The following is a 25,387-nucleotide window of genomic DNA, read 5'->3' as shown; positions in this document are numbered from 1 at the left end:
AGGGATCATTTTGGATACAGCGGCGGCAACCCGGCGTTTTCTGCGGAGGGCTCCAGGGGCGGGTCGGTGCGCAGGAGGCTGCCGATGGCGCGCCACAGCTCTTCGCCTTGCCAGTATTGGCCGCTTTCGCTGTAGAGCGCGCCATTGAGCCCATCCAGAGCGTCGGACAAAGGCACGAAGCGCGCCGTCATGTCGGCCAGCGTCTCCGGCTGCTGCCGGGCCCAGGCATCCAAAGCCTGGCGGGTGGCCTGGGGGTCGTTGGCTTGACAGGCGCGCTTGAGGTCATCGAGCAAAGTGCGCGGGCTTGGTCCGCTTTGGGCCGCGCGCAGGACCGCCGGCTGCCCGCGGGCGCGCCACCACAGGGCGAAGCCGATCATCGTGGTGAACGCCAGCATGACGCTGACCAGCTTCCACGGCCAGGCCACGTCCGGCTCGGCATCACGGTTACCGACCGGCGCATCGACCATCAGCCCGGCGTTGCCGGCAACCTCCAGACTGCGCGCCGGCAGACCGGTACGCTCCAGATGGTCCTCATGGGTGTTCCACCAGACCATCTCGACGCTCGGCAACTGCAGGGTGCCACTGCGCGCCGGCACCAGCGCCTCGCGTTCCTGGCGGCTGCCGATCAAACCTCGTTCACCGATCTGGTTGTTCAACTGGGGCTGATCCGGGTAGCGTCGCAAGCCTTCCACTTCGGTACCGGGCAACGCCGGCAGTTGCGCACTGGACAGCCCCTCGGCCTTTACCTCCAGTGTGCGAGTCAGAGAATCACCAACCTGGCTGCTCGGCGGGTCGGGGTTCCAGCTTTCACTCAGGCTCAGGCTGCGTGCCGGCAACCACGGCGTGTCGGCGGGGTAGGCCGCTGGGACGCCCTTGACCGTCAGGGACATCTGCGCGGACGTCACCTTCATCAGCTTGCCGGGCCGCGGCGTGCTGTTGGCGCTGTCGCCAGCTGCGGGTGGCTCGACGGTGGTGGCGGTGAATGCCAGGGCGGGAATAATCAATTCGCCACTGCGTTGCGGATAGATTGCATAACGCATCTCGATGACCCCGTGGCGGACGCCGTCGATGATCTTCTCGAAGGTGCGTGATCCGCCCAGCGGCTCGATGCGCGCCTCGGCCAGTTGCAGAGGTGTGAGGCTGCTGTCGTCGTACAGGGGCACCGAGTGATAGATGCGCAAGGTCAATACTGCCTGGGCCTGCACATAGACACTGTCTTCATCCAGGCTGGCGTCGATGAACACCGGGGCCATGTTCGCGCGCAACGGCGGGTCGCTGTGCAGCACCTGCAGGACGATCGGCTGGCTGCGCAGTTCGCCCAGTTGCAGCGCAGCGATGGTAACGCTGCCGGTCTGTCGCGGGAGCAGGGTGATAATCCAGCGGGTGGTGGCCTGGCGGTCGCCGTCCAGGCTGGTCAGGCGATTGACCTGGCGCGTGTCGCGCACATCGAACGAGCCTTCGAGTGGCGTCAGGTCGGGCTTGCCGAACTGCGTGACGTCGTTGGTTTCCAGGGTCAGCTCGACCGTTTCCCCCGAGTTGAGACGCGAGCGATCGACGCTGGCCACCAACGTGGCGGCATGCGCACATTGGCCAAGCACGGCCAGGGTTGCACTGATGCAGAGGGCGCTGAAGCGACTCATCGAATCTTGTCCTGATGTTGTTGCTGTTCATACCAGAATTTGCGCCGCAACAGCTCGGCCGGGTCGTCCGGGATCTGTCGCAGCCACTGCTCCAGGGCCTGACGCTGTTCGGCATCCAGGGTGGCCTGGGTTGGTCGTGACGGTGGCCGGGTCGTGGATTCGTCGCTCGGTGGCTGCGCCGGTGCCGAGGATTGTGCCTGATTCTGTTCTCCCCCCGCCTGACCCGAGGGGTTTTCCCGGCTGCTCTGCGCGTCGTTGTTGCCTGGGGAAGCGTCGGCCGCCGCGGACGCGTTCGGATCTTCGGCGTCCGGCGCCGTGGCACCTGGTGCGCGGGGCTGGGCGGGCCGTTCTGCGGAAGCGGCGGGAGCTTCGGCCGGGGCCTGGCGCAGAAGCTGTTCCACCAGCGTGCGGTTGTCCAGTGCCGGCTGCAGGTCCGGCTGGCGCTCCAGCGCCTGCTCATAGGCGTCGAGGGCAGCTTCCAGTTCGCCGCTGCGCGCCAGGGCGTTGCCGCGGTTGTAGTGGTCGCGGGCGCTGTCGCCCTGGGCGAACCGCTCGGCGGCCGCTTCGTAGTCGCCCGCTTCGTACAGCGCCATGCCTTGCCACTGCGCATCGGCGAAGCGCCGTGCGGCCTGGGCAGGACGCTGCTGTTCGAGCAGGGCCTGGCCTTGCTGATCGCGGCGCAGCCAAAGGTCCTGAACATCGAAGGCATAACCTGGCTGCGGCACGATCAGCAGGCATAACGGCAAACAGAACAGCCAGCCGCGGCGGCCAGCGAGCGCCGCCAGCAACAGCAGAGGCAGCAACAGCCAATGACCTTGATCGGCCCAGCTGTCCAACTGCTGCGTCGTGCCGTTGCCGCGCAACAGCGTGGGGCGATCGAGCAAGCCGAGGTTGCGCAGGTCCAGATCATCCAGACGTGCTTGTCGGTACAGGCCGCCGACATCGGCAGCGAAGCTGCGCAGGCCGACACTGTCCAGGCGCGGCAAGCGAATCGCGCCTTGCTCGTCCTTGAGAAACTCACCGTCTTCCTGCTTCACTGGCGCCCCGTCACGGGTGCCGATACCCAGGATCAACAACTGTGGCGAGTGATTGTCCAGTCGCTGGGAAATCCCGCGGCGTTCCGCTTCGGACAGCTGCGATGCCAGCAGCAGGATGCGGCCCTGGCCCTGTTCGGCCTGGTCGAGCAGTTCCAGTGCGCGCTGCACGCCGAGGTCGGCGCGCTGGCCTTCGACTGGCATGATCGAGGGCTTGATCGCCTCCAGCAGGTTGCGACTGGTTCCCAGGTCGTCGGACAGCGGCACCAGCACGTGCGCGCTGCCGGCATAGACGATAATGGCCGTCTGCGCATCGCGGCGTGCGTCGAGCAGGTCCAGCAGCTTGCGCCGCGCCTGCTCCAGGCGATTGGGTGCGACATCGGTGGCCAGCATCTCCGGGCTCAGGGCGAGCACCACCACCAACGGGTCGACGACGGTCCTGCCCGGCTGTTCGATACGCTGCCAGCTGGGTCCGAGCAGGGCCACCGCGGTCAACAGCCAGGCCAGGCCCAGTACTATCCAGGGCGCCTTGCTCTGCCGACCGCTGCCCCCGTCCAGCAGGACTCCGTGAAAGTGGCGGGGCAGCAGCAATTGCCAGCGCCCCGCGCGTTTCTGCCGGTGCCACAATTGCCACAGCAGCCAGACCAAAGCTGGCCAGGCCAGCAGCCACCAGGGGCGGAACCAGTGCGGCCATGCGTCGATCATTTGCGCCTCCGCAATTGCAGCCGCTGCAGGCGCTCGCGCCACTGCGGAGCTGTCGGCAGAAAGCGACGCTTGCGCAGGAACAGCTGCAGCGGGTTGTTCGGCCAGTTCTGGCGCACGACCAGCAACACACTGAGCAGCAATGCCGCGCTCAGCGGCCAGCTATACAGCGCTTGCGCCGGTCGCGCCTGGGTGGGCTTCTGGTCGACCGGTTCGAGGGTGTCGAGGCTGGCGCCGATGGCTTGCAGCTGGTCGCCGTCGCGAGCACGGAAGTACTGGCCGCCGGTGATCTGCGCGATCTCGCGCAACGAGGGCTCGTCCAGATCCAGGCTGGGATTGAGGCCGAGCATGCTCAGCGCGCCATCGGCACTGGGGTCGGCACCGATGCCGATGGTATGGATGCGCACATGCTCCTGAGCCGCCAGGCGGGCGGCGGTGATGGGATGGATCTGACCGCCGTTGTTGGCGCCGTCGGTGACCAGAATGAGCACCCGGCTTTGCGCCGGGCGCAGGCGCAGACGTTTGAGCGCCAGGCCGATGGCGTCGCCGATGGCGGTATTCTTCCCGGCAATGCCGATGCGTGCTTCGTCGAGCCAGGTACGCACGGTGCGTCGATCGAAGGTCAGCGGTGCCTGCACGTAGGCCTTGCTGCCGAACAGGATCAGCCCGACCCGGTCGCCCTGGCGATGTTCGAGAAAGTCACCGAGCAGGCGCTGCACCAGCTCCAGCCGACTGATGTCTTCGTTCTGCCAACGCATGTCGGGGTAGTCCATGGATCCGGATACATCCACGGCCACCAGCAGGTCGCGCCCGCTGGCAGCGATGGGCAGGGGGTCGCCCAGCCACTGCGGACGCGCCGCCGCGATCAGCAGCAGCAGCCACAGCAGCACGTACGGCGCCTGTTGCTGCCAGGTCGGCAGGCTGATGCGTGCCCGGCGCCCGGCCAGCCCCTCGAGTTCATCGAGGAAGCTGACCTTGAGCGCCGCCTCGCCGCTGTCGGCGGCCGGCAGCAGCACGCGCAGCAGCCACGGCAGCGGCAGCAGGGCGAAGACCCACAGCCAGGCGAACTCAAACATGCTTGCGTATCCAGGTTTCGACCGACTGCTGCAGGCCGGCGATGGCCTTGTCGTCCAGCTTGCACTCAGGCTTGTAGACCCCTTCGACCAGTACCATCCAGCGCGTCAGACCGGCAGCCGGGCAGCGGTTGTCGAGGAAGGCCAGCCACTGGCGGCCATTGAGTACATGGCTGTTGGCGTTCGGGTAGTGGTTGCGGCACAGGCGCTTGAGCAGGCCGTTGATCTGCTGCAGCCAGGCTCCGGCAGGGGCGCCATCGTAGGGTCTGGGCAAGCGCGCCAGCTCTTCCAGCGCGCCTTGGCGCACCGGATCCAGGGGTTGCTCGACGGTGGCCGGCATCACGGCCTTGCGCCGCCAGCGGTGACGCCAGTGCCAGGCAGCCCAGCCCAAGGTCGGCAGCAGCACGACCAGCAGCCACCAGCCAGGCGCCGGTGGCCACAGGCCGATAGGCGGCGGCGCGATCAATGGCTGCAACTGCTCAAGGGTACTCATTTGAGTTTGCCCGGCCGCTGCGGGTTGAGGTACTCGCGCAGCTGCTCGATCATCTCGCTCTGCGTGCTCAGGGGCATCAACAGTACACGCAGTTTTTGCCCCAGACGTTCCCATCGGGCGATGCGCGCCTCGCTCAACGCGCGGTAGGCCAGGCGCATCTCCGGGTTCAGTGTATTGATTTCCATCTGCCTGCCGCGCTGGGCGAAACGCAACAGCCCGGCGGCCGGCAGCGCATGATCGAGCGGGTCGGAAACCGGCAGCAACAGCAGGTCGCAGTGGCGCGACAGCAGGCTGAGCTGCTGCTCGGCGCCATCGGTCAGCGCGCGCTCATCACAGATGACGATGGCCAGGCTGCCGGGGCGCAACACTTCGCGCGCCCGACGCAGGGCCATGCCCAGCGCGTCCTTTTCCGGCAGCGCTTCGGTGTGCAGCGACTGGTTCACCCGCACCAGGCGGTTGAGCAACTGCAGCAGGCTTTGCTTGCTGCGTCGGGGCTTGATCTCGTAGTGCTCGCCGTCGCCGAATACCAGCCCGCCGACTCGATCGTTGTGCCCCAGCGCGGCCCAGCCGATCAACGCCGCGGCCTGGGCAGCGAGCACCGACTTGAACATCTGGCCCGAACCGAAGAACAACCGCCGGCTCTGCTCGACGAGAATGAAGATGGGCCGCTCGCGCTCCTCGTGGAACAGCTTGGTGTGCGGCTCCTGGGTGCGCGCCGTGACCCGCCAGTCGATGCTGCGCACATCGTCACCTGCCTGATACACGCGCACCTGGTCGAAGTCCACGCCGCGGCCGCGCAGTTTGGAGTGGTGCAGGCCGATCAACGGGCTGCGCTGGGCCGGGGTGGAGAACAGCTGCACTTCGCGCACCCGATGGCGCATTTCGATCAGCTCGGCCAGGCTGATGCGAATGCCAGGCTCTGGCCGCGGCTCCTGGGTCATGGGGCTAGGCGACGGCCACGACGTCGAGGATGCGCTGGATCACGCGGTCCTGATCGACCCCGGCGGCTTCCGCCTCGAACGACAGGATGATGCGATGACGCAGCACATCGAACAGCACCGCCTGGATGTCTTCCGGGCTGACGAAATCGCGCCCCGCCAGCCAGGCATGGGCGCGTGCGCAGCGATCCAGGGAAATGGAGCCCCGCGGGCTGGCGCCATAGGCCAGCCATTCGCCGAGCTCGGCGTCGAATTTGCTCGGGGTGCGCGTCGCCATGACCAGCTGCACCAGGTATTCCTCCACCGCGTCGGCCATGTACAGCCCGAGGATCTCCTTGCGTGCGGCAAAGATGGCCTGCTGGCTGACACGCCGCTCGGGCTTGGTTTCGCCATTGAGCGCCTCACCGCGAGCCTGCTGCAGGATGCGCCGTTCCACGGCTGCATCCGGGAAGCCGATCTTGACGTGCATCAGGAACCGATCGAGCTGTGCCTCGGGCAGCGGGTAGGTGCCTTCCTGCTCGATCGGGTTCTGCGTCGCCATCACCAGAAACAACGGCGACAGGTCGTAGGTACTGCGACCGACACTGACCTGACGTTCGGCCATGGCCTCGAGCAGGGCCGACTGCACCTTGGCCGGCGCACGGTTGATCTCGTCGGCCAGCACAAGGTTGTGGAAGATCGGCCCCTGCTGGAACACGAAGCTGCCGGTCTCGGGTCGATAGATCTCGGTGCCGGTGATGTCGGCCGGCAGCAGGTCCGGGGTGAACTGGATACGGTGGAACTGAGCCTCGACGCCTTCGGCCAGTTCCTTGATGGCTTTGGTCTTGGCCAGCCCCGGCGCGCCCTCGACCAGCATGTGACCGTCCGCCAGCAGCACGATCAGCAGACGCTCGACCAGTTTCTCCTGGCCAAGGATCTGCGTTGAAAGAAAGGTTCGCAGCGCCATCAGCGCTTCACGATGTTCCATCGTCGACGGTTCCTGAAAAAGGGACCGAGTACGCAGGTGAGGGCGTCTTGGCCGGGGGTCACTACTTTAATGCATTGGCGGGTGGCAGAGAAATCGGTGTGTTCGATCGGGCACCTCTGTGTCCCGTAGGAGCGGCCAGTGGCCGCGAAGAAGCTTGCACGGCCAGAGAGATCGGTTGGGTCGGCCGGCCATTTCGCGGCCACTGGCCGCTCCTACACGTATACAGATATACAGAGCTGCGGAGAGCGGGGTCAGCTGATTTCCAGCGTACCCACACCCTCCAGCAGAATCCTCAACGTCTCTTCGATCTGCGCCAGCTCTACCGCGTCGCTGGCATGCACGATCTCCAATAGGTCATCCCCACCGAACACCTTGGCATCCCCGGCTGCCACGGCCACCAGCAGGCGGTCGGCGCTCAAGGTGACCTTGAGGTCGCGCAGCAGGTAAGGGTTGTCGTCGAGGGTGATCTCCAGCTCTTCTTCGTCCGGAAAGCGCGTCATCAGAAACATTTCGTCTGCGCTGCCTTGGCAGCACAGCAGCGCCATGTCGTCTTCTTCCTCGTCACGGGGGTTGGCCAGCAGCAGAGTGGCGGTGATGCGCATACGGGGGAACCTGTCATATGAATATGCCATGATTATACCCGACTACTGTCCGATCGGCTGGAACGCCCGTACCAGCGGTCTCGTACGACAACTCCTGCATGACCGAATATGTCGCCGCACCGCAAGAGTGCATGCCGGGCTCTGGGTAAGCTAGGTCGTTGGACCTCTTGAAATGTCGCCCCGCAGCGCCGGATTGGCTATGGTTGATCCGAACCGGGGTGACTTGCGACGCTTCACCCAATAACAAAGCCCAAGCGGAGTACCACAGATGGCGTTCTTCACCGCAGCCAGCAAAGCCGACTTCCAGCATCAACTGCAATCGGCCCTGGCTCAGCACATCAGCGAACAGGCACTGCCACAAGTGGCGCTGTTCGCCGATCAGTTCTTCGGCATCATCTCGTTGGACGAGCTCACCCAGCGGCGCCTCAGCGACCTGGCCGGTTGCACCCTGTCGGCCTGGCGCCTGTTGCAGCGCTTCGATCATGCCAAGCCAGAGGTGCGCGTCTACAACCCCGATTACGAACGTCACGGCTGGCAGTCCACCCACACTGCCGTCGAAGTGCTGCATCACGACCTGCCGTTCCTGGTGGACTCGGTGCGCACCGAGCTCAACCGGCGCGGCTACAGCATCCACACCCTGCAGACCACCGTGCTCAGCGTGCGCCGCGGCAGCCAGGGCGAGCTGCTCGAAGTGCTGGCCAAGGGTGCCCAGGGCGAAGACGTCCTGCATGAATCGCTGATGTACCTGGAAATCGACCGTTGCGCCAACGCCGCCGAGCTCAGCGTGCTGGCCCGGGAGCTGGAGCAGGTGCTGGGCGAAGTGCGGATGGCGGTGCAGGACTTCGAGCCGATGAAGGCCAAGGTTCGCGAAATGATCACGTTGGTGGAACAGACCGCGTTCGCCAGCGACGAGCAGGAAAAAGCCGAGATCACGGCGTTCCTCGAATGGTTGACCGACAACCACTTCACCTTCCTGGGCTACGAAGAGTTCGTGGTCGATGCCGATGCGCAGGGTGGCCAGCTGCGCTACGACCCGCAGTCGTTCCTGGGCCTGACCCGGCTGCTGCGTGCCGGCCTGAGCAGCGAAGACCTGCATATCGAAGACTACGCCGTGCAGTACCTGCACGAGCCAATGCTGCTGTCCTTCGCCAAGGCTGCGCACCCCAGCCGTGTGCATCGCCCGGCGTATCCCGACTACGTGTCGATCCGCCAGATCGACAGCGATGGCAAGGTACTCAAGGAATGCCGCTTCATGGGCCTGTACACCTCGTCGGTGTATGGCGAGAGCGTGCGCGAAATCCCCTACATCCGGCGCAAGGTCGCCGAGATCGAACGCCGCTCCGGTTTCCATGCCAAGGCGCACCTGGGCAAGGAACTGGCCCAGGTGGTCGAGGTGCTGCCGCGCGACGACCTGTTCCAGACCCCGATCGACGAGTTGTTCAGCACCGTCATGTCGATCGTGCAGATCCAGGAACGCAACAAGATCCGCGTGTTCCTGCGCAAGGACCCCTACGGGCGCTTCTGCTACTGCCTGGCCTACGTGCCGCGCGACGTGTACTCCACCGAAGTACGGCAGAAGATCCAGCAGGTGCTCATGGAGCGCCTCAAGGCCAGCGACTGCGAGTTCTGGACGTTCTTCTCCGAGTCCGTGCTGGCCCGCGTGCAGTTGATCCTGCGCGTGGACCCCAAGAGCCGTCTGGACATCGACCCACAGCAACTGGAAAACGAAGTGATCCAGGCCTGCCGTTCGTGGCAGGACGACTACGCCAGCCTGACCATCGAAAGCTTCGGCGAGGCCGCCGGCACCAATGTGCTGGCCGATTTCCCGAAAGGCTTCCCGGCCGGTTTCCGCGAGCGCTTCGCCGCGCATTCCGCAGTGGTCGACATGCAGCACCTGCTGGCGCTGTCCGAATCGCGCCCGCTGGTCATGAGTTTCTACCAGCCACTGGCGCAGGGCGGCGAACGCCAGCTGCATTGCAAGCTGTACCACGCCGACACGCCACTGGCGCTGTCCGACGTGTTGCCGATCCTCGAGAACCTGGGCCTGCGCGTACTGGGCGAATTCCCCTACCGCCTGCGTCATCGCAGTGGTCGCGAGTATTGGATCCACGACTTCGCCTTTACCTACAGCGAAGGCCTGAATCTGGACATCCAGCAGCTCAACGACACGCTGCAGGATGCGTTCGTGCACATCGTGCGCGGCGACGCCGAGAACGACGCGTTCAACCGCCTGGTGCTCACCGCAGGCCTGCCATGGCGCGACGTCGCCTTGCTGCGCGCCTATGCGCGCTATCTCAAGCAGATCCGCCTGGGCTTCGACCTCGGCTACATCGCCAGCACCCTGAACAACCACACCGATATCGCCCGGGAACTGACGCGGCTGTTCAAGACCCGCTTCTACCTGGCGCGCAAGCTGGCCGGCGATGATCTGGACGACAAGCAGCAACGCCTGGAACAGGCCATCCTGAGTGCCCTGGACGATGTTCAGGTGCTCAACGAAGACCGCATCCTGCGTCGCTATCTGGACCTGATCAAGGCGACCCTGCGTACCAACTTCTACCAGCCCGATGCCAACGGCCAGGTCAAGTCGTACTTCAGCTTCAAGTTCAACCCCAAGCTGATTCCAGAACTGCCCAAGCCGGTGCCCAAGTTCGAGATCTTCGTCTACTCGCCGCGGGTCGAAGGCGTTCACCTGCGCTTCGGCAACGTCGCCCGCGGCGGTCTGCGCTGGTCGGATCGCGAGGAAGACTTCCGCACCGAAGTACTGGGCCTGGTCAAGGCGCAGCACGTGAAGAACTCGGTGATCGTGCCGGTGGGCGCCAAGGGCGGGTTCGTCCCGCGCCGGTTGCCGCTGGGCGGCAGCCGCGACGAGGTGCAGAACGAGGCGGTGGCCTGCTACCGCATCTTCATCTCCGGTCTGCTCGATATCACCGACAACCTCAAGGATGGCAGCGTGGTGCCGCCGGCCAATGTCGTGCGTCACGACGATGACGACCCGTACCTGGTGGTGGCTGCGGACAAGGGCACCGCGACCTTTTCCGACATCGCCAACGGCATTGCCATCGACTACGGCTTCTGGCTTGGCGATGCGTTCGCCTCCGGCGGCTCGGCGGGCTACGACCACAAGAAGATGGGCATCACCGCCAAGGGTGCCTGGGTCGGCGTGCAGCGCCACTTCCGCGAACGCGGCATCAACGTGCAGAAAGACAGCATCACCGTCATCGGCATCGGCGACATGGCCGGCGACGTGTTCGGCAATGGCTTGTTGATGTCCGACAAGCTGCAACTGGTGGCGGCATTCAACCACCTGCACATCTTCATCGATCCCAACCCCGAGCCGGCCAGCAGCTTCGCCGAGCGTCAGCGCCTGTATGACCTGCCTCGTTCGGCGTGGAGCGACTACGACACCTCGATCATGTCCGCCGGTGGCGGCATCTTCTCGCGCAGTGCCAAGAGCATTTCCATCAGCGTGCAGATGAAAGAGCGCTTCGACATCAAGGCCGACAAGCTGACCCCGACCGAGCTGCTCAACGCGCTGCTCAAGGCGCCGGTCGACCTGCTGTGGAACGGCGGTATCGGTACCTACGTCAAGTCCAGTGACGAGAGCCACGCCGATGTCGGCGACAAGGCCAACGACGCCCTGCGCGTGAATGGCAACGAACTGCGCTGCAAAGTGGTGGGCGAGGGCGGCAACCTGGGCATGACCCAGCTGGGCCGTGTCGAGTTCGGCCTCAACGGCGGCGCGACCAACACTGACTTCATCGACAACGCGGCCGGGGTGGATTGCTCCGACCACGAAGTCAACATCAAGATCCTGCTCAACGAAGCCGTGCAGGCCGGGGACATGACCGAGAAGCAGCGCAACCTGCTGCTGGGCAGCATGACCGAGGAAGTCGGCCATCTGGTGCTGGGCAACAACTACAAGCAGACCCAGGCGCTGTCCCTGGCGGCGCGCAAGGCCTACGAGCGACTGGCCGAGTACCGCCGCCTGATGGCCGACCTGGAGGCGCGTGGCAAGCTGGACCGTGCCATCGAATTCCTGCCGACCGAGGAGCAGCTCAACGAGCGCGTCGCGAACAAGCAGGGCCTGACCCGAGCCGAGCTGTCGGTGCTTATCTCCTACAGCAAGATCGACCTCAACGAAGCGCTGCTGGCTTCGGCAGTACCCGACGATGTCTATCTGACCCGCGACATGGAGACGGCCTTCCCGCCGTCGCTGGTCAGCAAGTACGCCGAGGCCATGCGCAGCCATCGCCTCAAGCGCGAGATCGTCAGCACCCAGATCGCCAACGACCTGGTCAACAATATGGGCATCACCTTCGTGCAGCGCTTGAAGGAGTCCACTGGCATGACCCCGGCCAGTGTGGTCGGGGCCTACGCCATCGTGCGCGACATCTTCCACCTGCCGCACTGGTTCCGCCAGATCGAGGCGCTGGACTACCAGGTGTCCGCCGATGTCCAGCTGGCTCTGATGGACGAGCTGATGCGCCTGGGTCGACGGGCCACCCGCTGGTTCCTGCGCAGCCGCCGCAACGAGCTGGACGCCGGTCGTGATGTGGCGCATTTCGGTCCGCACATCGCGGCGTTGGGGCTCAAGCTCGACGAACTGCTGGAGGGTCCGACCCGCGAGCGCTGGCAGACCCGCTACCAGGGTTATGTCGAGTCTGGCGTACCGGAGCTGCTGGCGCGCATGGTTGCCGGCACCAGCCACCTGTACACGCTGTTGCCGATCATCGAAGCGTCGGACGTCACCGGCCAGAATGCCGCCGAAGTGGCCAAGGCGTTCTTCGCCGTGGGCAGCAAGCTGGACCTGACCTGGTACCTGCAGCAGATCAGCAGCCTGCCGGTGGAGAACAACTGGCAAGCGCTGGCACGCGAGGCCTTCCGCGACGACATCGACCTGCAGCAGCGGGCAATCACCATTTCCGTGCTGAAAATGCAGGATGCGCCGGGTGACGTCGAAGGGCGTCTGGACCTGTGGCTGGAACAGCACGAGGTGATGGTCAAGCGCTGGCGTGCCATGCTCGACGAGATCAAGGCCGCCACGGGTACCGACTACGCCATGTACGCAGTGGCGAATCGCGAACTGATGGACCTGGCATTGAGTGGGGGCGTGCAAGTCAGCTGAGGCGAGGTTGGCTTTTTCGCGGCCGATGACCGCTCCTACGGATAGCTTGTAGGAGCGGTCATCGGCCATCTCTGACCCGATCACCGCCCACAAAAAAACCCGTCATTCGACGGGTTTTTTCGTTCAGCTCATTTCAGCGTGGCATCAAGCCTGAACCACCGGAATGTTCGCGTTGGCCGCAGCATCGCGGAACTCGGCGATCTGGTCGAAGCTCAGGTAGCGGTACACATCGGCAGCCATGCTGTCGATGCTGGCCGCGTAGCCCATGTACTCTTCGACCGTCGGCAGCTTGCCCAGAATGGACGCAACAGCGGCCAGCTCGGCGGAGGCCAGGTACACGTTGGCACCATCGCCCAGGCGATTCGGGAAGTTACGGGTCGAGGTGGACACCACGGTGGAGTTGGGTTCCACGCGTGCCTGGTTACCCATGCACAGCGAGCAGCCCGGCATCTCCATGCGTGCGCCAGCCTTGCCGTAGATGCCGTAGTAGCCTTCTTCGGTCAGCTGATGGGCATCCATCTTGGTCGGCGGCGACAGCCACAGGCGCGTCGGCAGTTGGCCCTTGACCTTGTCGAGCAACTTGCCGGCAGCGCGGAAGTGGCCGATGTTGGTCATGCACGAACCGATGAACACCTCGTCGATCTTCTCGCCCTGAACGGTGGACAGCAGACGTGCATCGTCCGGATCGTTCGGTGCACACAGGACCGGCTCTTTCAAGTCGCTCAGGTCGATCTCGATGATCTCGGCGTATTCAGCGTCGGCATCGGCACTCAGCAGTTCCGGGTTGGCCAGCCACGCTTCCATGGCCTGGGCACGACGTTCCATGGTCCGCGCATCGCCGTAGCCTTCGCTGATCATCCAGCGCAGCAGGGTGATGTTGGACTTCAGGTATTCGGCAATGGCCTTTTCCGGCAGCTTGATGGTGCAACCGGCGGCGGAGCGCTCGGCCGAGGCGTCGGACAGCTCGAACGCCTGTTCCACGGTCAGCTCGTTCAAGCCTTCGATTTCCAGGATGCGGCCCGAGAAGGCGTTGATCTTGCCTTTCTTCTCGACGGTCAGCAGGCCTTTCTGAATGGCGTAGTACGGAATCGCATGGACCAGGTCGCGCAGGGTGATGCCTGGCTGCATGGTGCCCTTGAAGCGCACCAGCACCGACTCGGGCATGTCCAGCGGCATGACGCCGGTAGCGGCCGCGAAGGCCACCAGGCCGGAACCGGCCGGGAACGAGATGCCGATCGGGAAGCGGGTGTGCGAGTCACCACCGGTGCCGACGGTGTCCGGCAGCAGCATGCGGTTCAACCAGCTGTGGATGATGCCGTCGCCTGGACGCAGGGATACGCCACCACGGGTGCGGATGAAATCCGGCAGGGTGTGGTGGGTGGTCACGTCGATCGGCTTCGGATAGGCCGCGGTGTGGCAGAACGACTGCATGACCAGGTCGGCGGAGAAGCCCAGGCATGCCAGGTCTTTCAGCTCGTCGCGGGTCATCGGGCCAGTGGTGTCCTGGGAACCGACGGTAGTCATCTTCGGTTCGCAGTAGGTGCCGGGACGCACGCCCTGGTTCTCGGGCAGGCCGCAGGCCTTGCCAACCATCTTCTGCGCCAGGGTAAAGCCCTTGCCGGTGTCGACCGGGGCTTCGGGCAGCTTGAACAGATCGGTTGGGCCCAGGCCGAGTTCGGTACGCGCCTTGTCGGTCAGGCCGCGGCCGACGATCAGCGGGATACGGCCGCCTGCGCGGACTTCGTCGAGCAGTACCGGGGTCTTGAGCTCGAACGTGGTGATCACTTCCTCGCTGTCGTGCTTGCAGACCTTGCCCTGGTGCGGGTACAGGTCGATCACGTCACCCATGTTGATGTTCGACACGTCGAACTCGATCGGCAGGGCGCCGGCGTCTTCCATGGTGTTGTAGAAGATCGGGGCGATCTTGGTGCCGAAGCAGAAACCACCAGCGCGCTTGTTCGGCACGTACGGGATGTCGGTACCGAAGAACCACAGCACCGAGTTGGTCGCCGACTTGCGCGACGAACCGGTACCGACCACGTCGCCCACGTAGGCAACCGGGTAACCGTCGGCGTACATCTGGGCAATCTGCTTCATCGGGCCGATCGAGCCCTGCACGTCGGGCACGATGCCTTCGCGGGCCATCTTCAGCATGGCCAGGGCGTGCAACGGGATGTCCGGGCGCGACCAGGCGTCAGGCGCAGGCGAAAGGTCGTCGGTGTTGGTTTCGCCGGTGACCTTGAAGACGCGCAGGCTGATCTTGTCGGCCAGGGTCGGACGCTTCTTGAACCATTCGCCGTCGGCCCAGGATTGCAGTACGCCTTGAGCGTGGGCATTGCCGTTCTTGGCTTTTTCCGCAACGTCGTGGAAGGCATCGAACATCAGCAGGGTGAACTTGAGCTGTTCGGCAGCCACCGGCGCCAGGGTGGCGTCGTCGAGCAGTTCGACCATGGTGGCGATGTTGTAGCCACCCTGCATGGTGCCGAGCAGTTCAACGGCACGCTTGCTGTCGATCAGCGGCGAAGTGACTTCGCCCTTGGCCAGGGCAGAAAGAAAACCGGCCTTGACGTAGGCGGCTTCGTCGACGCCCGGTGGCACGCGGTTGGTGATCAGGTCGACCAGGAAAGACTCTTCGCCGGCGGGAGGGTTTTTCAGCAGCTCGACCAGGCCTGCGGTTTGTTCGGCGTTAAGCGGCTGGGGCACGATACCCTGGGCGGCACGCTCTTCGATGTGTTTGCGATAGGCTTCAAGCACAGTTATTACCCTCATCAGTGGTCCCGGAAGGGACGCTCATCCAGAGAACGCCTGCATCCATGCGCACGGTCTTTTCGGCCGTTCAGTCAGGAGGGCAGGTGTTCCATGCAGAAGCTGTTTTCAAAGTTTTACGCCGGTAGAAGGGAAATCTGATGAGGGCTGGCACCGGACGAGCGGTGCCAACACCCTTCTACTGGATCAACTGTGCTCGTGACGCTTTGAAAACAGCTTCCAATGGACATTGGCGCCTAAAAAGGCTGCATGATTCTACTTTATTTCGCGCAGGAAGTTAAGTTAAGCCCCACGATTTCTGGGGTGACCCCTGTTAGACAAAGGACTAACATGCGCCCGGTGTTCCACCGTCCAGCGTGCCGATCCACCATGTCCAACCATTCCATCAAGACGCCCTGCGTGGGCCTGTGCTCCACCGTCTACGGTGACCTGGTATGCCGGGGCTGCAAGCGCTATCACCATGAAGTCATCCACTGGAACGGCTATGACGAAGCGCAGAAACGCGCAGTGTGGATCCGTCTGGAGCAGTTGCTGGTGCAGGTGATGGTGGCCAAGGTGGAAGTGTTCGACCCGTCGAAACTGCGCCAACAACTGGAACAACGCAAGATCCGTTTCGTCGAGCGCCAGTCGGAGTACTGCTGGGCCTACCAGTTGATCGCCCGCGGCGCCCGCGTGATCAACAACCTGGAGGCTTACGGTCTGGTGCTGCTGCCCGAGTTCCGCGACTGGGATCTGCCGCAGCTGCGCGATGCCATCGATCGGGAGTTCTTCATTCTGTCCGAGGCGCATTACCAACGTTATATCGCGCCGGCGTTCGTGCGCGAGCTGACCGAACAGCGCATTATCTGAAGTTGACCCTGCGCTGAGGCCTTCGCGGGCAGAGACCCGCCCTGACACCCTCACAACCCCGGACACCCCCATGCTCATAGTCGCCGACGAAAACATCCCGCTGCTCGACGCATTCTTCGAAGGCTTCGGTGAAATCCGCCGCTACCCGGGCCGAGCGATCGACCGGACGGCTGTCGCCGATGCCGATGTCCTGCTGGTGCGCTCGGTAACCCAGGTCGATCGCACCCTGCTCGAAGGCAGCAATGTACGCTTCGTTGGCACCTGCACCATCGGCACCGACCACCTCGACCTCGATTACTTCGCCGCAGCCGGTATCCACTGGGCCAGCGCCCCGGGATGCAATGCCCGAGGCGTGGTCGACTACGTGCTCGGCAGCCTGCTCACCCTGAGCGAAATCGAAGGGCTGGCGTTGCCCCAACGCTGCTACGGCATCGTCGGCGGCGGCCAGGTGGGCGGGCGGCTGGTACAGGTACTGCGCGGCCTGGGCTGGGATGTGCGGGTGTGCGACCCATTGCGTGCGGCAAGGGAGGGCGGCGACTTCGTCAGCCTGGAACACATCGTCGAGCACTGCGACGTGATCAGCCTGCACACGCCCCTGACCCGCGACGGCGACCACCCCACCTGGCACCTGTTCGACAGCCCGCGCCTGCGCGCGCTCAAGCCGGGTACCTGGCTGATCAATGCCGCGCGCGGCCCGGTGATCGACAACGCTGCATTGCTTGAAGTGCTGCTCGAACGCGAAGACCTGCAGGCGGTGCTCGACGTCTGGGAGCACGAACCCGCAGTCGACCGTGCGCTGGCGGACTGCTGCGTGATCGGCACTCCGCACATCGCCGGCTACAGCCTCGACGGTCGCCGTCGTGGCACGGCGCAGATCCATCAGGCGTTGTGCGACTTTCTGCGACGCAGTGTTGACGTCCAGCTGGGTGACCTGCTGCCCAGGCCCTGGCTCGGCGAGGTCAGCCTGAGTGCCGACAGCGATCCGGCCTGGGCGCTGGCCATGCTCTGTCGCGGTGTCTACGACCCGCGACGCGACGATGCCGATTTGCGTCGCAGCCTGGCCGTCGACAGCCCGCAAGACCTTCCTCATGAAGCCGACGATGCCCGGCAGCGGCTGGCCTTCGACCAATTGCGCAAGCACTACCCGCCGCGTCGCGAAATCGAAGGGCTGCGCGTGCGCATCGACGGTCCTGCACCGGAGCTCGAACGCATCGTCGTAGCTCTGGGGGCGGTGCTGGTCCGGACCGACACCTGAGACTGGGTGCCAGAACGTCGAAACCCGGCATCAGGGCCGGGTCTCGTGGGCAGCAGGGCGGTTGGGTCGATCAGTCTTTGCCGACCGGCTTGACCACATGCCCTTCCAGTTCGCGGCAGGCGTCCTGCACCATGTTTTCGGTGATGGGTACTTCACGCCCCTGTTCATCGATGATCGCGCCCCCAACGGGCTCCTGGGGTTTCACACGTAGCACGTCGATGCGTTTAGGCGTGTCGTCATGCGAGCTCATGGCCTGTCTCCTCTTCAGATGTGTGCGCCGTCTGTTTCGGGCTGCTTCCTAGCTGACTTTGTCCGTTTGCTGGAGTTCCACTGTAGTCGATCGGGCGTCTGGGTGTAGGCTTGCAGATCATCTGAAAACGGATCACCTCCCTTGCAGCTATTGTCTTCGGGTCAGCGTCGCGGTTTGCGCCTGGCCTGGCGCTTCATGCGCCCTTATCGCTGGCAGGCCATCGGCGCGCTGCTGGCATTGCTGGTAACCGCCGGCATCACCCTGTCCATGGGCCAAGGCATTCGCATGCTGGTCGACCAGGGCTTCATGACCCAGTCGGCACACCTGCTCAATCGTTCCATCGCCGTGTTCATGGTGCTGGTACTGGCCCTGGCCACGGGAACGTTCGCGCGCTTCTATCTGGTGTCCTGGATCGGCGAGCGCTGCGTCGCCGATATCCGCAAGCAGGTGTTCGACCATTTGGTCCACTTGCATCCGGCGTTCTACGAAAACAACCGCAGTTCGGAAATCCAGTCAAGGCTGACTACCGACACGGCGTTGCTGCAATCGGTGATCGGCTCGTCGCTGTCGATGTTCCTGCGCAACCTGTTGATGGTGATCGGCGGGGTGGTGCTGTTGTTCGTCACCAACCCCAAGCTCACCAGTATCGTGGTGGTCGCCCTGCCGCTGGTACTGGCGCCGATCCTGATGTTCGGGCGTCAGGTGCGGCGTCTGTCGCGGCAGAGCCAGGACCGCATCGCCAATGTCGGCAGCTACGTGGCCGAAACCCTGACCCAGATCAAGACCGTGCAGGCCTACAACCACCAGGCCGAAGACCAGAAACGCTTCGCCGTCACCGTGGAGCAGGCGTTCGACACGGCCCGGCAACGCATCGTCCAGCGTGCATGGCTGATTGCACTGGTGATCGTGCTGGTGCTGGGTGCCGTCGCAGTGATGCTCTGGGTCGGTGGCATGGACGTGATCGGCGGGCGCATTTCCGCAGGCGAACTGGCCGCGTTCGTGTTCTACAGCCTGATCGTGGGCAGTGCCTTCGGCACCTTGAGCGAAGTGGTCGGTGAGCTGCAGCGCGCCGCCGGTGCCGCGCAGCGCATTGCCGAGCTGCTGCAGGCGCGCAGCGATATCCAGCCGCCCAGCGTCGGTCTGCAGCAACTGCCGCCGCGGGTCACCGGGGCGCTGGCGCTCGACGAGGTGATATTTGCCTACCCTGCGCGCGACGCGGCACCCGCCATTCGCGGCCTGAGCCTGCAGGTCAGGCCGGGCGAGACCCTGGCCCTGGTCGGGCCCTCGGGCGCAGGCAAGTCGACGCTGTTCGATCTGCTGCTGCGTTTCTACGACCCGCAGCAGGGCCGCATTCTCATCGATGGGATCGACCTGCGCCAGTTGGATCCGCAGGACGTGCGTCGGCAGTTCGCCACGGTGTCGCAGACCCCGGCGCTGTTCTTCGGCAGCGTCGAGGACAATATCCGCTATGGCCGGGCCGACGCCACGACCGAGCAGGTCGAGGACGCCGCGCGCATCGCCCATGCCCACGACTTCATCATGCAACTGCCGCAGGGCTACCAGACGCCGCTCGGCGATGCTGGCCTGGGGCTTTCGGGAGGCCAGCGTCAACGCCTGGCGATTGCCCGCGCCTTGCTGGTCGATGCCCCGATCCTGCTCCTGGACGAGGCCACCAGCGCCCTGGACGCGCAAAGCGAACACCTCATCCAGCAGGCCATGCCGACGCTGATGCAGGGTCGCACCACGCTGGTCATCGCCCACCGCCTGGCCACGGTACAGAACGCCGACCGTATTGCAGTCATGGATGAGGGGTGTCTGGTGGCGCTGGGAACCCACGCCGAGCTGGTGGCCAGCAATGCGCTCTACGCGCGCCTGGCCCACTTGCAGTTCGGTCGCTAGCGCAAGCGGCCCCCAAGGCTGGGGGCCGCGATCATCAACGGTATTGGCAGAGGTAGGCGGTTTCCACTTCCACGGTCAGTTGGAATTTGCTGTTGGCAGGCACGTTGAACTGGCTGCCGGCAGTGAAGGTTGTCCATTCGCTGGCATCGGGCAGCTTGACCGTGAGGGCGCCGGAAACCACGTGCATGATTTCGCTCTGGGCTGTACCGAATTCATACTCGCCCGGTGCCATGACGCCGATGGTGGCAGGGCCGTCCGTTTCGGAAAAAGCAATGGACTTCACGGTGCCGTCGAAGTACTCGTTGACCTTGAACATGAGGCGGTTCCTTGCGGAGGATTGGAAAGGGCTGGCCAGTATGCCCAAGCCCTGGCAGGTCGTCATCCGCTTTACGGCGCGAGCACCATGGGCAGCAGCCGCGCCGTGTTGCGTGCGTCTTCGAGGGCGCGGTGCTGCTGGCCGCAGAACTGCAGTCCGGCCAGTTGCAGGGCACTGGTCAGGCCGAGCGGCCGCGGCAGCTGGCGAGCCTTGGCAAAGCGCTGCTTGAGGTTGATGTGGGGCACTCGCGCCAGTGCGCTTTCCAGGTTGAGCCGCTGCCAGTCCTGCAGCAACTGCAGCCGGTCGTAATCGCCCCAGCTGACCCAGCCCTGCAGTTGCCCGCGGTGGGGTGACAGCCACTGCTCGAAGCTTTTCCACACCTGGGTCAACACCGCCGCGGCGTCCACGTCCGCTTGATCGATGTGGGTCAGCGTCCGACAGAACGGGGTCAGGCTGGGGCGTCGCAACGGTTTGACGAATCGCTGGAAGTGATCCACCTCGCGTCCGTCGCGGTTGACCAGGCTTGCACCGATCTCGATGATTTCCATTTCAGTGACCGGCCAACCACCTTCATCGGTGGTGGCTTCCAGGTCGACGACCAGCCAATGCGGCATACCAGGCTCCCAGGCACATGCGCTTAGAGCCTAGAGCACAACCGCAGGCAAAGAGTTCCGATATCCCTGCAACCGCGCAATAGCGCAGTTCGATGCTGCCTGCCGCAGGCGGACGGGGGAGTGCCGGGCACCGGCACAGGGTTTAGCAGTTGTCAGCCCGACGTAAAACCCCTAGCGTACGTGCTTCGCGAAACGGCTGGTGGGGGTTTTCTGTCTTGAAGTACGGTTATGTTAAGGCGGCCCTGCCACGTCTGTTGCTGGCTGCACTGGTTCCATGGGTAGCGGCCCTGTGGGCATCGGGCACGCAAGCGGCCCAGGAAGTACGCATCGGCGCGGCGCATTTTCCGCCGTACGTCGTGCACCCCGAACAGGGTCGCAACGAAGGCCTGTTGCCCTCGCTCATCGAACAGCTCAACCAGGTGCAGACCACCTGGCACTTCGTTCTGGTGCCGACTTCGATCGCGCGACGCTATCAGGATTTCGAACGCGGCCGGGTCGACATGGCGATCTTCGAGAACCCGCTGTGGGGGTGGCAGCGCATCAAGCACAGTGCGGTCGATCTCGGGCTGGAGGATGCCGAGGTGTTCGTGGCGCTGAAGCAGGGCAATGACCAGGACTTCTTCGCCGATCTGAATGGCAAGCGCATGGCGCTGTTCTACGGTTATCACTACGCGTTCGCGGATTTCGACGCCAACCCGCAGTATCTGCTGCGCAGGTTCAACGCCGTGCTGACGTATTCCCACGAAAGCAACCTGATGATGGTGGTGCGCAAGCGGGCCGATATTGCGATGGTCACCCGGTCATTTCTGAGCGATTTCGTCGCACGCAACCCGGATATCGGCTCGCAGCTGCTGGTTTCGCAACGGTTGGACCAGATCTACCGACACTACGCGCTTATTCGCCCCGGTGCGCCGATCAGTGCCGAAGAGTTCACCACCCTGATGCAGCAGATGCACGCCAGCGGCAGATTGCTGCCTATCTTTGCGCCAGCCAAAGTGGCCGTGCTGGCGCAACCTGCTCGCCGTGTGGTGGTGCGCAACCCTGCAGCCAAGCCCTGAAAGGCCTAGCGATAGGATTGACGCCCCGAGACGCGAGAGACATACGCCCGGCTTTCGCGTTCAGCTTCCTCGCGGGTCGCGAAGGGGCCTTCCAGAGTCTTTTCCCGAGTGCTGAAAAAATAGAAACCGTTGACCGTGCTGAATCGTTCGGCACGAAAGTGCGTGGTTTCAACAAGGTCCTGCGCACGCTTGCCAAACATGATGTGCGTCCTGTGTAGAAATGGATCTTGGATGTGGATCGGGCGAGAGCTTAAAGCATTTCTTCGGGCCGCACCCACTGGTCGAACTCGGCTTCGCTCAAGTAGCCCAGGGCCAGTGCCGATTCGCGCAGTGTCAAGCCTTCAGCGTAGGCCTTCTTGGCGATCTCGGCGGCCTTGTCGTAGCCGATGTGCGGGTTGAGCGCGGTGACCAGCATCAAGCCACGCTCGAGGTGCTCGCCCATCTGCTGCGCATCCGGCACCAGACCGGCGACGCAGTGTTCCTGGAAATTGCGACAGCCATCGGCCAGCAGCTTGATGGACTGCAGCAGGTTGTGAATGATCACCGGCTTGTACACGTTGAGTTGCAGGTGACCCTGGCTTGCGGCGATGCCGATGACCACGTCGTTGCCCATGACCTGGCAAGCGAGCATGGACAGCGCCTCGCACTGGGTCGGATTGACCTTGCCGGGCATGATGGAGCTACCCGGCTCATTGGCCGGCAGTTTGATCTCGGCCAGCCCTGCCCGAGGCCCCGAACCCAACAGGCGGAAATCGTTGGCCAGTTTCATCAAGGCCACGGCGAGGGTCTTGAGCGCTCCCGAGAGGCTGGTCAACGGCTCGTGGCCGGCCAATGCCGCGAACTTGTTCGGCGCGGTGACGAACGGCAGCCCGGACAGCGCCGCCAGCTCGGCGGCGATGGCTTCGCCGAACCCCTTGGGTGCATTGAGCCCGGTACCCACCGCAGTGCCGCCCTGGGCCAGCTCACACACGGCGGGCAGGGCGTTGCGGATGGCCTTCTGGGCGTATTCGAGCTGCGCGACGTAGGCCGAGACTTCCTGACCGAAGGTAATCGGCGTGGCGTCCATCATGTGCGTGCGGCCGGTCTTGACCAGCTGCGTGTGGCGTCCGGCCAGCTCGGCCAGGCCCTCGCCGAGCACCGCGATTGCCGGCAACAAGTCAGCCTGCACGGCTTGCACGGCGGCGATGTGCATGGCGGTGGGGAAGCAGTCGTTGGAGCTCTGCGAACGATTGACGTGATCGTTGGGATGCACTGGCGACTTGCCGCCGCGGCCCTTGCCGGCCAGTTCGTTGGCGCGCCCGGCGATCACCTCGTTGACGTTCATGTTGCTCTGGGTGCCGCTGCCAGTCTGCCAGACCACCAGGGGAAACTGATCGTCATGCTCGCCTGCAAGCACTTCGTTGGCGGCTTGCTCGATCAGTCGGGCGATGTCGGCCGGCAGGTCGCCGTTGCGATCGTTGACCCGCGCCGCGGCCTTCTTGACCAGCGCCAGGGCGTGCGAAACCGGCAGCGGCATGCGCTCCTCGCCAATGGCGAAGTTCACCAGCGAACGTTGGGTCTGGGCGCCCCAGTAAGCCTCTTCAGGAACTTCGACCTGTCCCAGGCTGTCTGTTTCGATACGACTCATGCGGTTCATGCTCCTTGTTGTCGATCTCGCGTCACACCCCGAAGATGCACGGGCGGGTCTCGCTGCTGTTCATCGGCAGCCTTGCTGTTAGGGTACGTACCTGGCGTCAGGTTCCATGAAACTGCACCTGCGGTTCGCAGTCTGGGGTTGAGAGACGCACGAGCTTGAGCGCAAAATGATCGTTTCTGGGGTTTTACCTCGCCTGCTAGATAAGGAAACTCGATGACTCGTTTTCGCGCCATCTGCACCGCGGCAGTTCTCGTCTGTGCCAGTGGCCAGGTACTCGCCGACACCGCCAGCCACAATGCCAGCGCCGAAGCCTTCCTGATGATGGCTCATGCGGACAAACTGGGGACGCCGGTGTACATGCAAGTGCAGCAAATGTTCGCTCAGCGCTTCGAGCAGACCAAAGCCCCGGCCAGCAAGCAGGCAACCCTGGAAACCTACCAGGCCAAGGCCAATGCCGCGTTGGACCAGGCCATCGGCTGGCCCAAGCTCAAGCCAGACATGGTCAAGCTGTACACCACCAACTTCTCCGAGCAGGAGCTCAAGGACCTGGTCAAGTTCTACCAGTCGCCGCTGGGCAAGAAAGTCCTGGAAAAAATGCCCGCCGTGACCCAACAGTCCGCCCAGCTTACCCAGCAGAAGCTGGAAAGCGCAGTGCCAGTGGTCAACAACCTGTTGGCTGACATGACCAAGGAACTGGACCCACAGGGCGCTGCCAAGGCTGCTGCCGGTCCGGCCAAGCCAGCGAAGCCGTAACGGAGTCGTTGCTGATGTCTATGAAGGAACGCATCGTATCCACCCTGCAGATGCTGCAACCCGCACATCTGCAGGTGCTGGACGAAAGCCACATGCACAGCCGAGGCACCGAGACCCACTACAAGGCGGTGCTGGTCAGTGACCGCTTTGCCGGGCTCAACAGTGTCAAGCGTCACCAGTTGGTGTACGGCACGCTCGGCGAACTGATGGGCGAGTTCCACGCGCTGGCGCTGCACACCTATACGCCCCAGGAATGGGCGCAGGCAGGGGCCGCACCGGCGTCGCCCACCTGCGCCGGCGGTGGGCACTAGGCAACGGAATTTGCTAGAATCTGCAACCCGCCAGCGGCATGCCGTTGGCGGGTTTTTTCATTTCTGTTCACTGACCTGTCGCCTGGCTCGTCCGGTGAACTGTCCCCCAAGAAAATCCGGTCCGGCCCTTGCGCGGTCGACCACCTGGAGCGTTTTACCCATGACCCAAGCGATCGTCGTGGCGGCACTGTACAAGTTCGTCACCCTGGAAGATTACGTCGAAATGCGTGAGCCGCTGCTGCAGGCCATGCTCGACAACGATATAAAAGGCACGCTGCTGATAGCCGCAGAAGGCATCAACGGCACCGTATCCGGTACCCGCGAAGGCGTCGACGGCCTGTTGGCCTGGCTCAAGCTCGATCCGCGCATGGACGACATCGACCACAAGGAATCGTACTGCGACGAGCAGCCGTTCTATCGCACCAAGGTCAAGCTGAAGAAGGAAATCGTTACCCTCGGCGTCGCCGGTGTCGACCCCAACCGCACGGTTGGCACCTATGTCGAGCCGCAGGACTGGAATGCGTTGCTCGACGACCCGCAAGTCCTGCTGATCGATACTCGCAACGACTACGAAGTTGCCATCGGCACCTTCCACGGCGCCGTGGATCCCAAGACCGCGTCTTTCCGCGAATTTCCCGATTACATCAAGGCTCATTTCGACCCGGCGGTGCACAAGAAGGTCGCCATGTTCTGCACCGGCGGTATCCGCTGCGAAAAGGCGTCCAGTTACATGCTTGGCGAAGGCTTCGAAGAGGTCTATCACCTCAAGGGCGGCATTCTCAAGTACCTGGAGCAAGTGCCCCAGCAAGAGAGCAAGTGGGAAGGTGATTGCTTCGTCTTCGACAACCGCGTCACGGTGCGCCACGACCTCAGCGAGGGCGATTACGATCAGTGCCATGCCTGCCGCACACCGATCAGTGTCGAAGATCGTGCCAGCGAGCACTACGTGCCCGGCGTCAGTTGCCCGCACTGCTGGAACAGCCTGAGCGAAAAGACCCGCAAGAGCGCCATTGATCGTCAGAAGCAGATCGAACTGGCTCGCGCGCGCAATCTGCCGCACCCTATCGGCCACAACTATCGCAAAGCTGCCCAGGATTGAGCCC

The 25,387-nt window shown here is 63.9% G+C and carries 21 protein-coding genes; 8 read left to right on the top strand and 13 right to left on the bottom strand.

The window, feature by feature from the left end; all coding sequences use genetic code 11:
* Positions 1-5: 5 nt before the first annotated feature.
* The 7 genes from H7993_RS06385 to H7993_RS06355 form a co-directional block, all read right to left on the bottom strand.
* On the bottom strand, positions 6-1,640 hold the full coding sequence (locus H7993_RS06385) for a BatD family protein (protein ID WP_185793822.1): 1,635 nt from the start codon (positions 1,638-1,640) through the stop codon (positions 6-8).
* Positions 1,637-3,379 (bottom strand): VWA domain-containing protein, encoded by a 1,743-nt coding sequence (locus H7993_RS06380; protein ID WP_185793821.1) that lies wholly within the window; start codon positions 3,377-3,379, stop codon positions 1,637-1,639. The genes H7993_RS06385 and H7993_RS06380 overlap by 4 nt, the downstream gene beginning before the upstream one ends.
* Positions 3,376-4,452, bottom strand: a complete 1,077-nt coding sequence (locus H7993_RS06375) for a vWA domain-containing protein (protein WP_122713125.1) — start codon at positions 4,450-4,452, stop codon at positions 3,376-3,378. The genes H7993_RS06380 and H7993_RS06375 overlap by 4 nt, the downstream gene beginning before the upstream one ends.
* Positions 4,445-4,942 (bottom strand): DUF4381 domain-containing protein, encoded by a 498-nt coding sequence (locus H7993_RS06370; protein ID WP_122479108.1) that lies wholly within the window; start codon positions 4,940-4,942, stop codon positions 4,445-4,447. Before H7993_RS06370 ends, H7993_RS06375 begins: the two co-directional genes overlap by 8 nt.
* Positions 4,939-5,883, bottom strand: a complete 945-nt coding sequence (locus tag H7993_RS06365) for a DUF58 domain-containing protein (protein WP_185793820.1) — start codon at positions 5,881-5,883, stop codon at positions 4,939-4,941. The genes H7993_RS06370 and H7993_RS06365 overlap by 4 nt, the downstream gene beginning before the upstream one ends.
* Positions 5,884-5,887: 4 nt before the next feature.
* Positions 5,888-6,847 (bottom strand): AAA family ATPase, encoded by a 960-nt coding sequence (locus H7993_RS06360; protein ID WP_122479105.1) that lies wholly within the window; start codon positions 6,845-6,847, stop codon positions 5,888-5,890.
* A gap of 251 nt (positions 6,848-7,098) precedes the next feature.
* Positions 7,099-7,449 carry a hypothetical protein gene (locus H7993_RS06355; RefSeq protein ID WP_185793819.1) on the bottom strand — a complete coding sequence of 117 codons (351 nt, stop codon included), beginning with the start codon at positions 7,447-7,449 and terminating at the stop codon, positions 7,099-7,101.
* Between the two features lie 268 nt (positions 7,450-7,717).
* Between H7993_RS06355 and H7993_RS06350 the strand changes: the two genes are divergently transcribed.
* Positions 7,718-12,577, top strand: coding sequence for an NAD-glutamate dehydrogenase (locus tag H7993_RS06350; RefSeq protein WP_185793818.1), 4,860 nt, complete (start codon positions 7,718-7,720; stop codon positions 12,575-12,577).
* A gap of 144 nt (positions 12,578-12,721) precedes the next feature.
* Here H7993_RS06350 and acnB read toward each other — a convergent pair whose 3' ends face one another.
* Entirely contained in the window at positions 12,722-15,331 is a 2,610-nt protein-coding gene (gene acnB / locus H7993_RS06345) for a bifunctional aconitate hydratase 2/2-methylisocitrate dehydratase (protein WP_163007619.1), read from the bottom strand.
* Positions 15,332-15,712: 381 nt separating this feature from the next.
* Between acnB and H7993_RS06340 the strand changes: the two genes are divergently transcribed.
* Positions 15,713-16,192, top strand: a complete 480-nt coding sequence (locus H7993_RS06340) for a DUF1289 domain-containing protein (RefSeq protein WP_122479098.1) — start codon at positions 15,713-15,715, stop codon at positions 16,190-16,192.
* Between the two features lie 70 nt (positions 16,193-16,262).
* Positions 16,263-17,447 (top strand): 4-phosphoerythronate dehydrogenase PdxB, encoded by a 1,185-nt coding sequence (gene pdxB / locus H7993_RS06335; protein WP_185793817.1) that lies wholly within the window; start codon positions 16,263-16,265, stop codon positions 17,445-17,447.
* A gap of 70 nt (positions 17,448-17,517) precedes the next feature.
* On the opposite strand, the gene H7993_RS06330 is transcribed toward pdxB, so the two are convergent.
* The gene (locus H7993_RS06330; protein ID WP_122479095.1) at positions 17,518-17,697 is read right to left on the bottom strand and encodes a PA1571 family protein; all 180 of its coding nucleotides are present in this window, start codon (positions 17,695-17,697) and stop codon (positions 17,518-17,520) included.
* A 141-nt stretch (positions 17,698-17,838) separates the two neighbouring features.
* On the opposite strand from H7993_RS06330, the gene H7993_RS06325 reads away from it, so the two are divergent.
* On the top strand, positions 17,839-19,596 hold the full coding sequence (locus tag H7993_RS06325) for an ABC transporter ATP-binding protein/permease (RefSeq protein WP_280517399.1): 1,758 nt from the start codon (positions 17,839-17,841) through the stop codon (positions 19,594-19,596).
* A gap of 34 nt (positions 19,597-19,630) precedes the next feature.
* On the opposite strand, the gene ppnP is transcribed toward H7993_RS06325, so the two are convergent.
* Positions 19,631-19,912: a pyrimidine/purine nucleoside phosphorylase gene (ppnP, locus tag H7993_RS06320; RefSeq protein ID WP_185793816.1), complete on the bottom strand. Its 282-nt coding sequence runs from the start codon at positions 19,910-19,912 to the stop codon at positions 19,631-19,633.
* A 71-nt stretch (positions 19,913-19,983) separates the two neighbouring features.
* Positions 19,984-20,526 carry a 3'-5' exonuclease gene (locus tag H7993_RS06315; protein ID WP_185793815.1) on the bottom strand — a complete coding sequence of 181 codons (543 nt, stop codon included), beginning with the start codon at positions 20,524-20,526 and terminating at the stop codon, positions 19,984-19,986.
* Positions 20,527-20,741: 215 nt separating this feature from the next.
* Between H7993_RS06315 and H7993_RS06310 the strand changes: the two genes are divergently transcribed.
* A complete protein-coding gene (locus H7993_RS06310) occupies positions 20,742-21,584 on the top strand; it encodes a substrate-binding periplasmic protein (protein WP_122479088.1) in 843 nt (280 codons plus the stop codon).
* 5 nt (positions 21,585-21,589) lie between these two features.
* Here H7993_RS06310 and H7993_RS06305 read toward each other — a convergent pair whose 3' ends face one another.
* Together H7993_RS06305 and H7993_RS06300 are read right to left on the bottom strand one after the other, a co-directional pair.
* Positions 21,590-21,784 (bottom strand): DUF6316 family protein, encoded by a 195-nt coding sequence (locus H7993_RS06305; protein WP_122479086.1) that lies wholly within the window; start codon positions 21,782-21,784, stop codon positions 21,590-21,592.
* Between the two features lie 50 nt (positions 21,785-21,834).
* Complete coding sequence (locus H7993_RS06300) at positions 21,835-23,211, bottom strand: class II fumarate hydratase (protein ID WP_122479084.1); 1,377 nt, start codon at positions 23,209-23,211, stop codon at positions 21,835-21,837.
* Between the two features lie 222 nt (positions 23,212-23,433).
* On the opposite strand from H7993_RS06300, the gene H7993_RS06295 reads away from it, so the two are divergent.
* The 3 genes from H7993_RS06295 to trhO all read left to right on the top strand — a co-directional run bounded on the left by H7993_RS06295 (position 23,434) and on the right by trhO (position 25,383).
* Positions 23,434-23,973, top strand: coding sequence for a DUF2059 domain-containing protein (locus H7993_RS06295; RefSeq protein WP_122479082.1), 540 nt, complete (start codon positions 23,434-23,436; stop codon positions 23,971-23,973).
* Between the two features lie 14 nt (positions 23,974-23,987).
* Positions 23,988-24,284 carry a BolA family protein gene (locus H7993_RS06290; protein ID WP_122479080.1) on the top strand — a complete coding sequence of 99 codons (297 nt, stop codon included), beginning with the start codon at positions 23,988-23,990 and terminating at the stop codon, positions 24,282-24,284.
* A gap of 160 nt (positions 24,285-24,444) precedes the next feature.
* Positions 24,445-25,383, top strand: a complete 939-nt coding sequence (trhO, locus tag H7993_RS06285) for an oxygen-dependent tRNA uridine(34) hydroxylase TrhO (protein ID WP_122479078.1) — start codon at positions 24,445-24,447, stop codon at positions 25,381-25,383.
* Positions 25,384-25,387: the final 4 nt, after the last annotated feature.

It is taken from the genome of Pseudomonas baltica, assembly GCF_014235765.1.
In the GTDB taxonomy this organism is placed as follows: domain Bacteria; phylum Pseudomonadota; class Gammaproteobacteria; order Pseudomonadales; family Pseudomonadaceae; genus Aquipseudomonas; species Aquipseudomonas baltica.
Note: the sequence above shows the minus strand (reverse complement) of the source record. Positions and strands in the feature narration are given on the sequence as shown.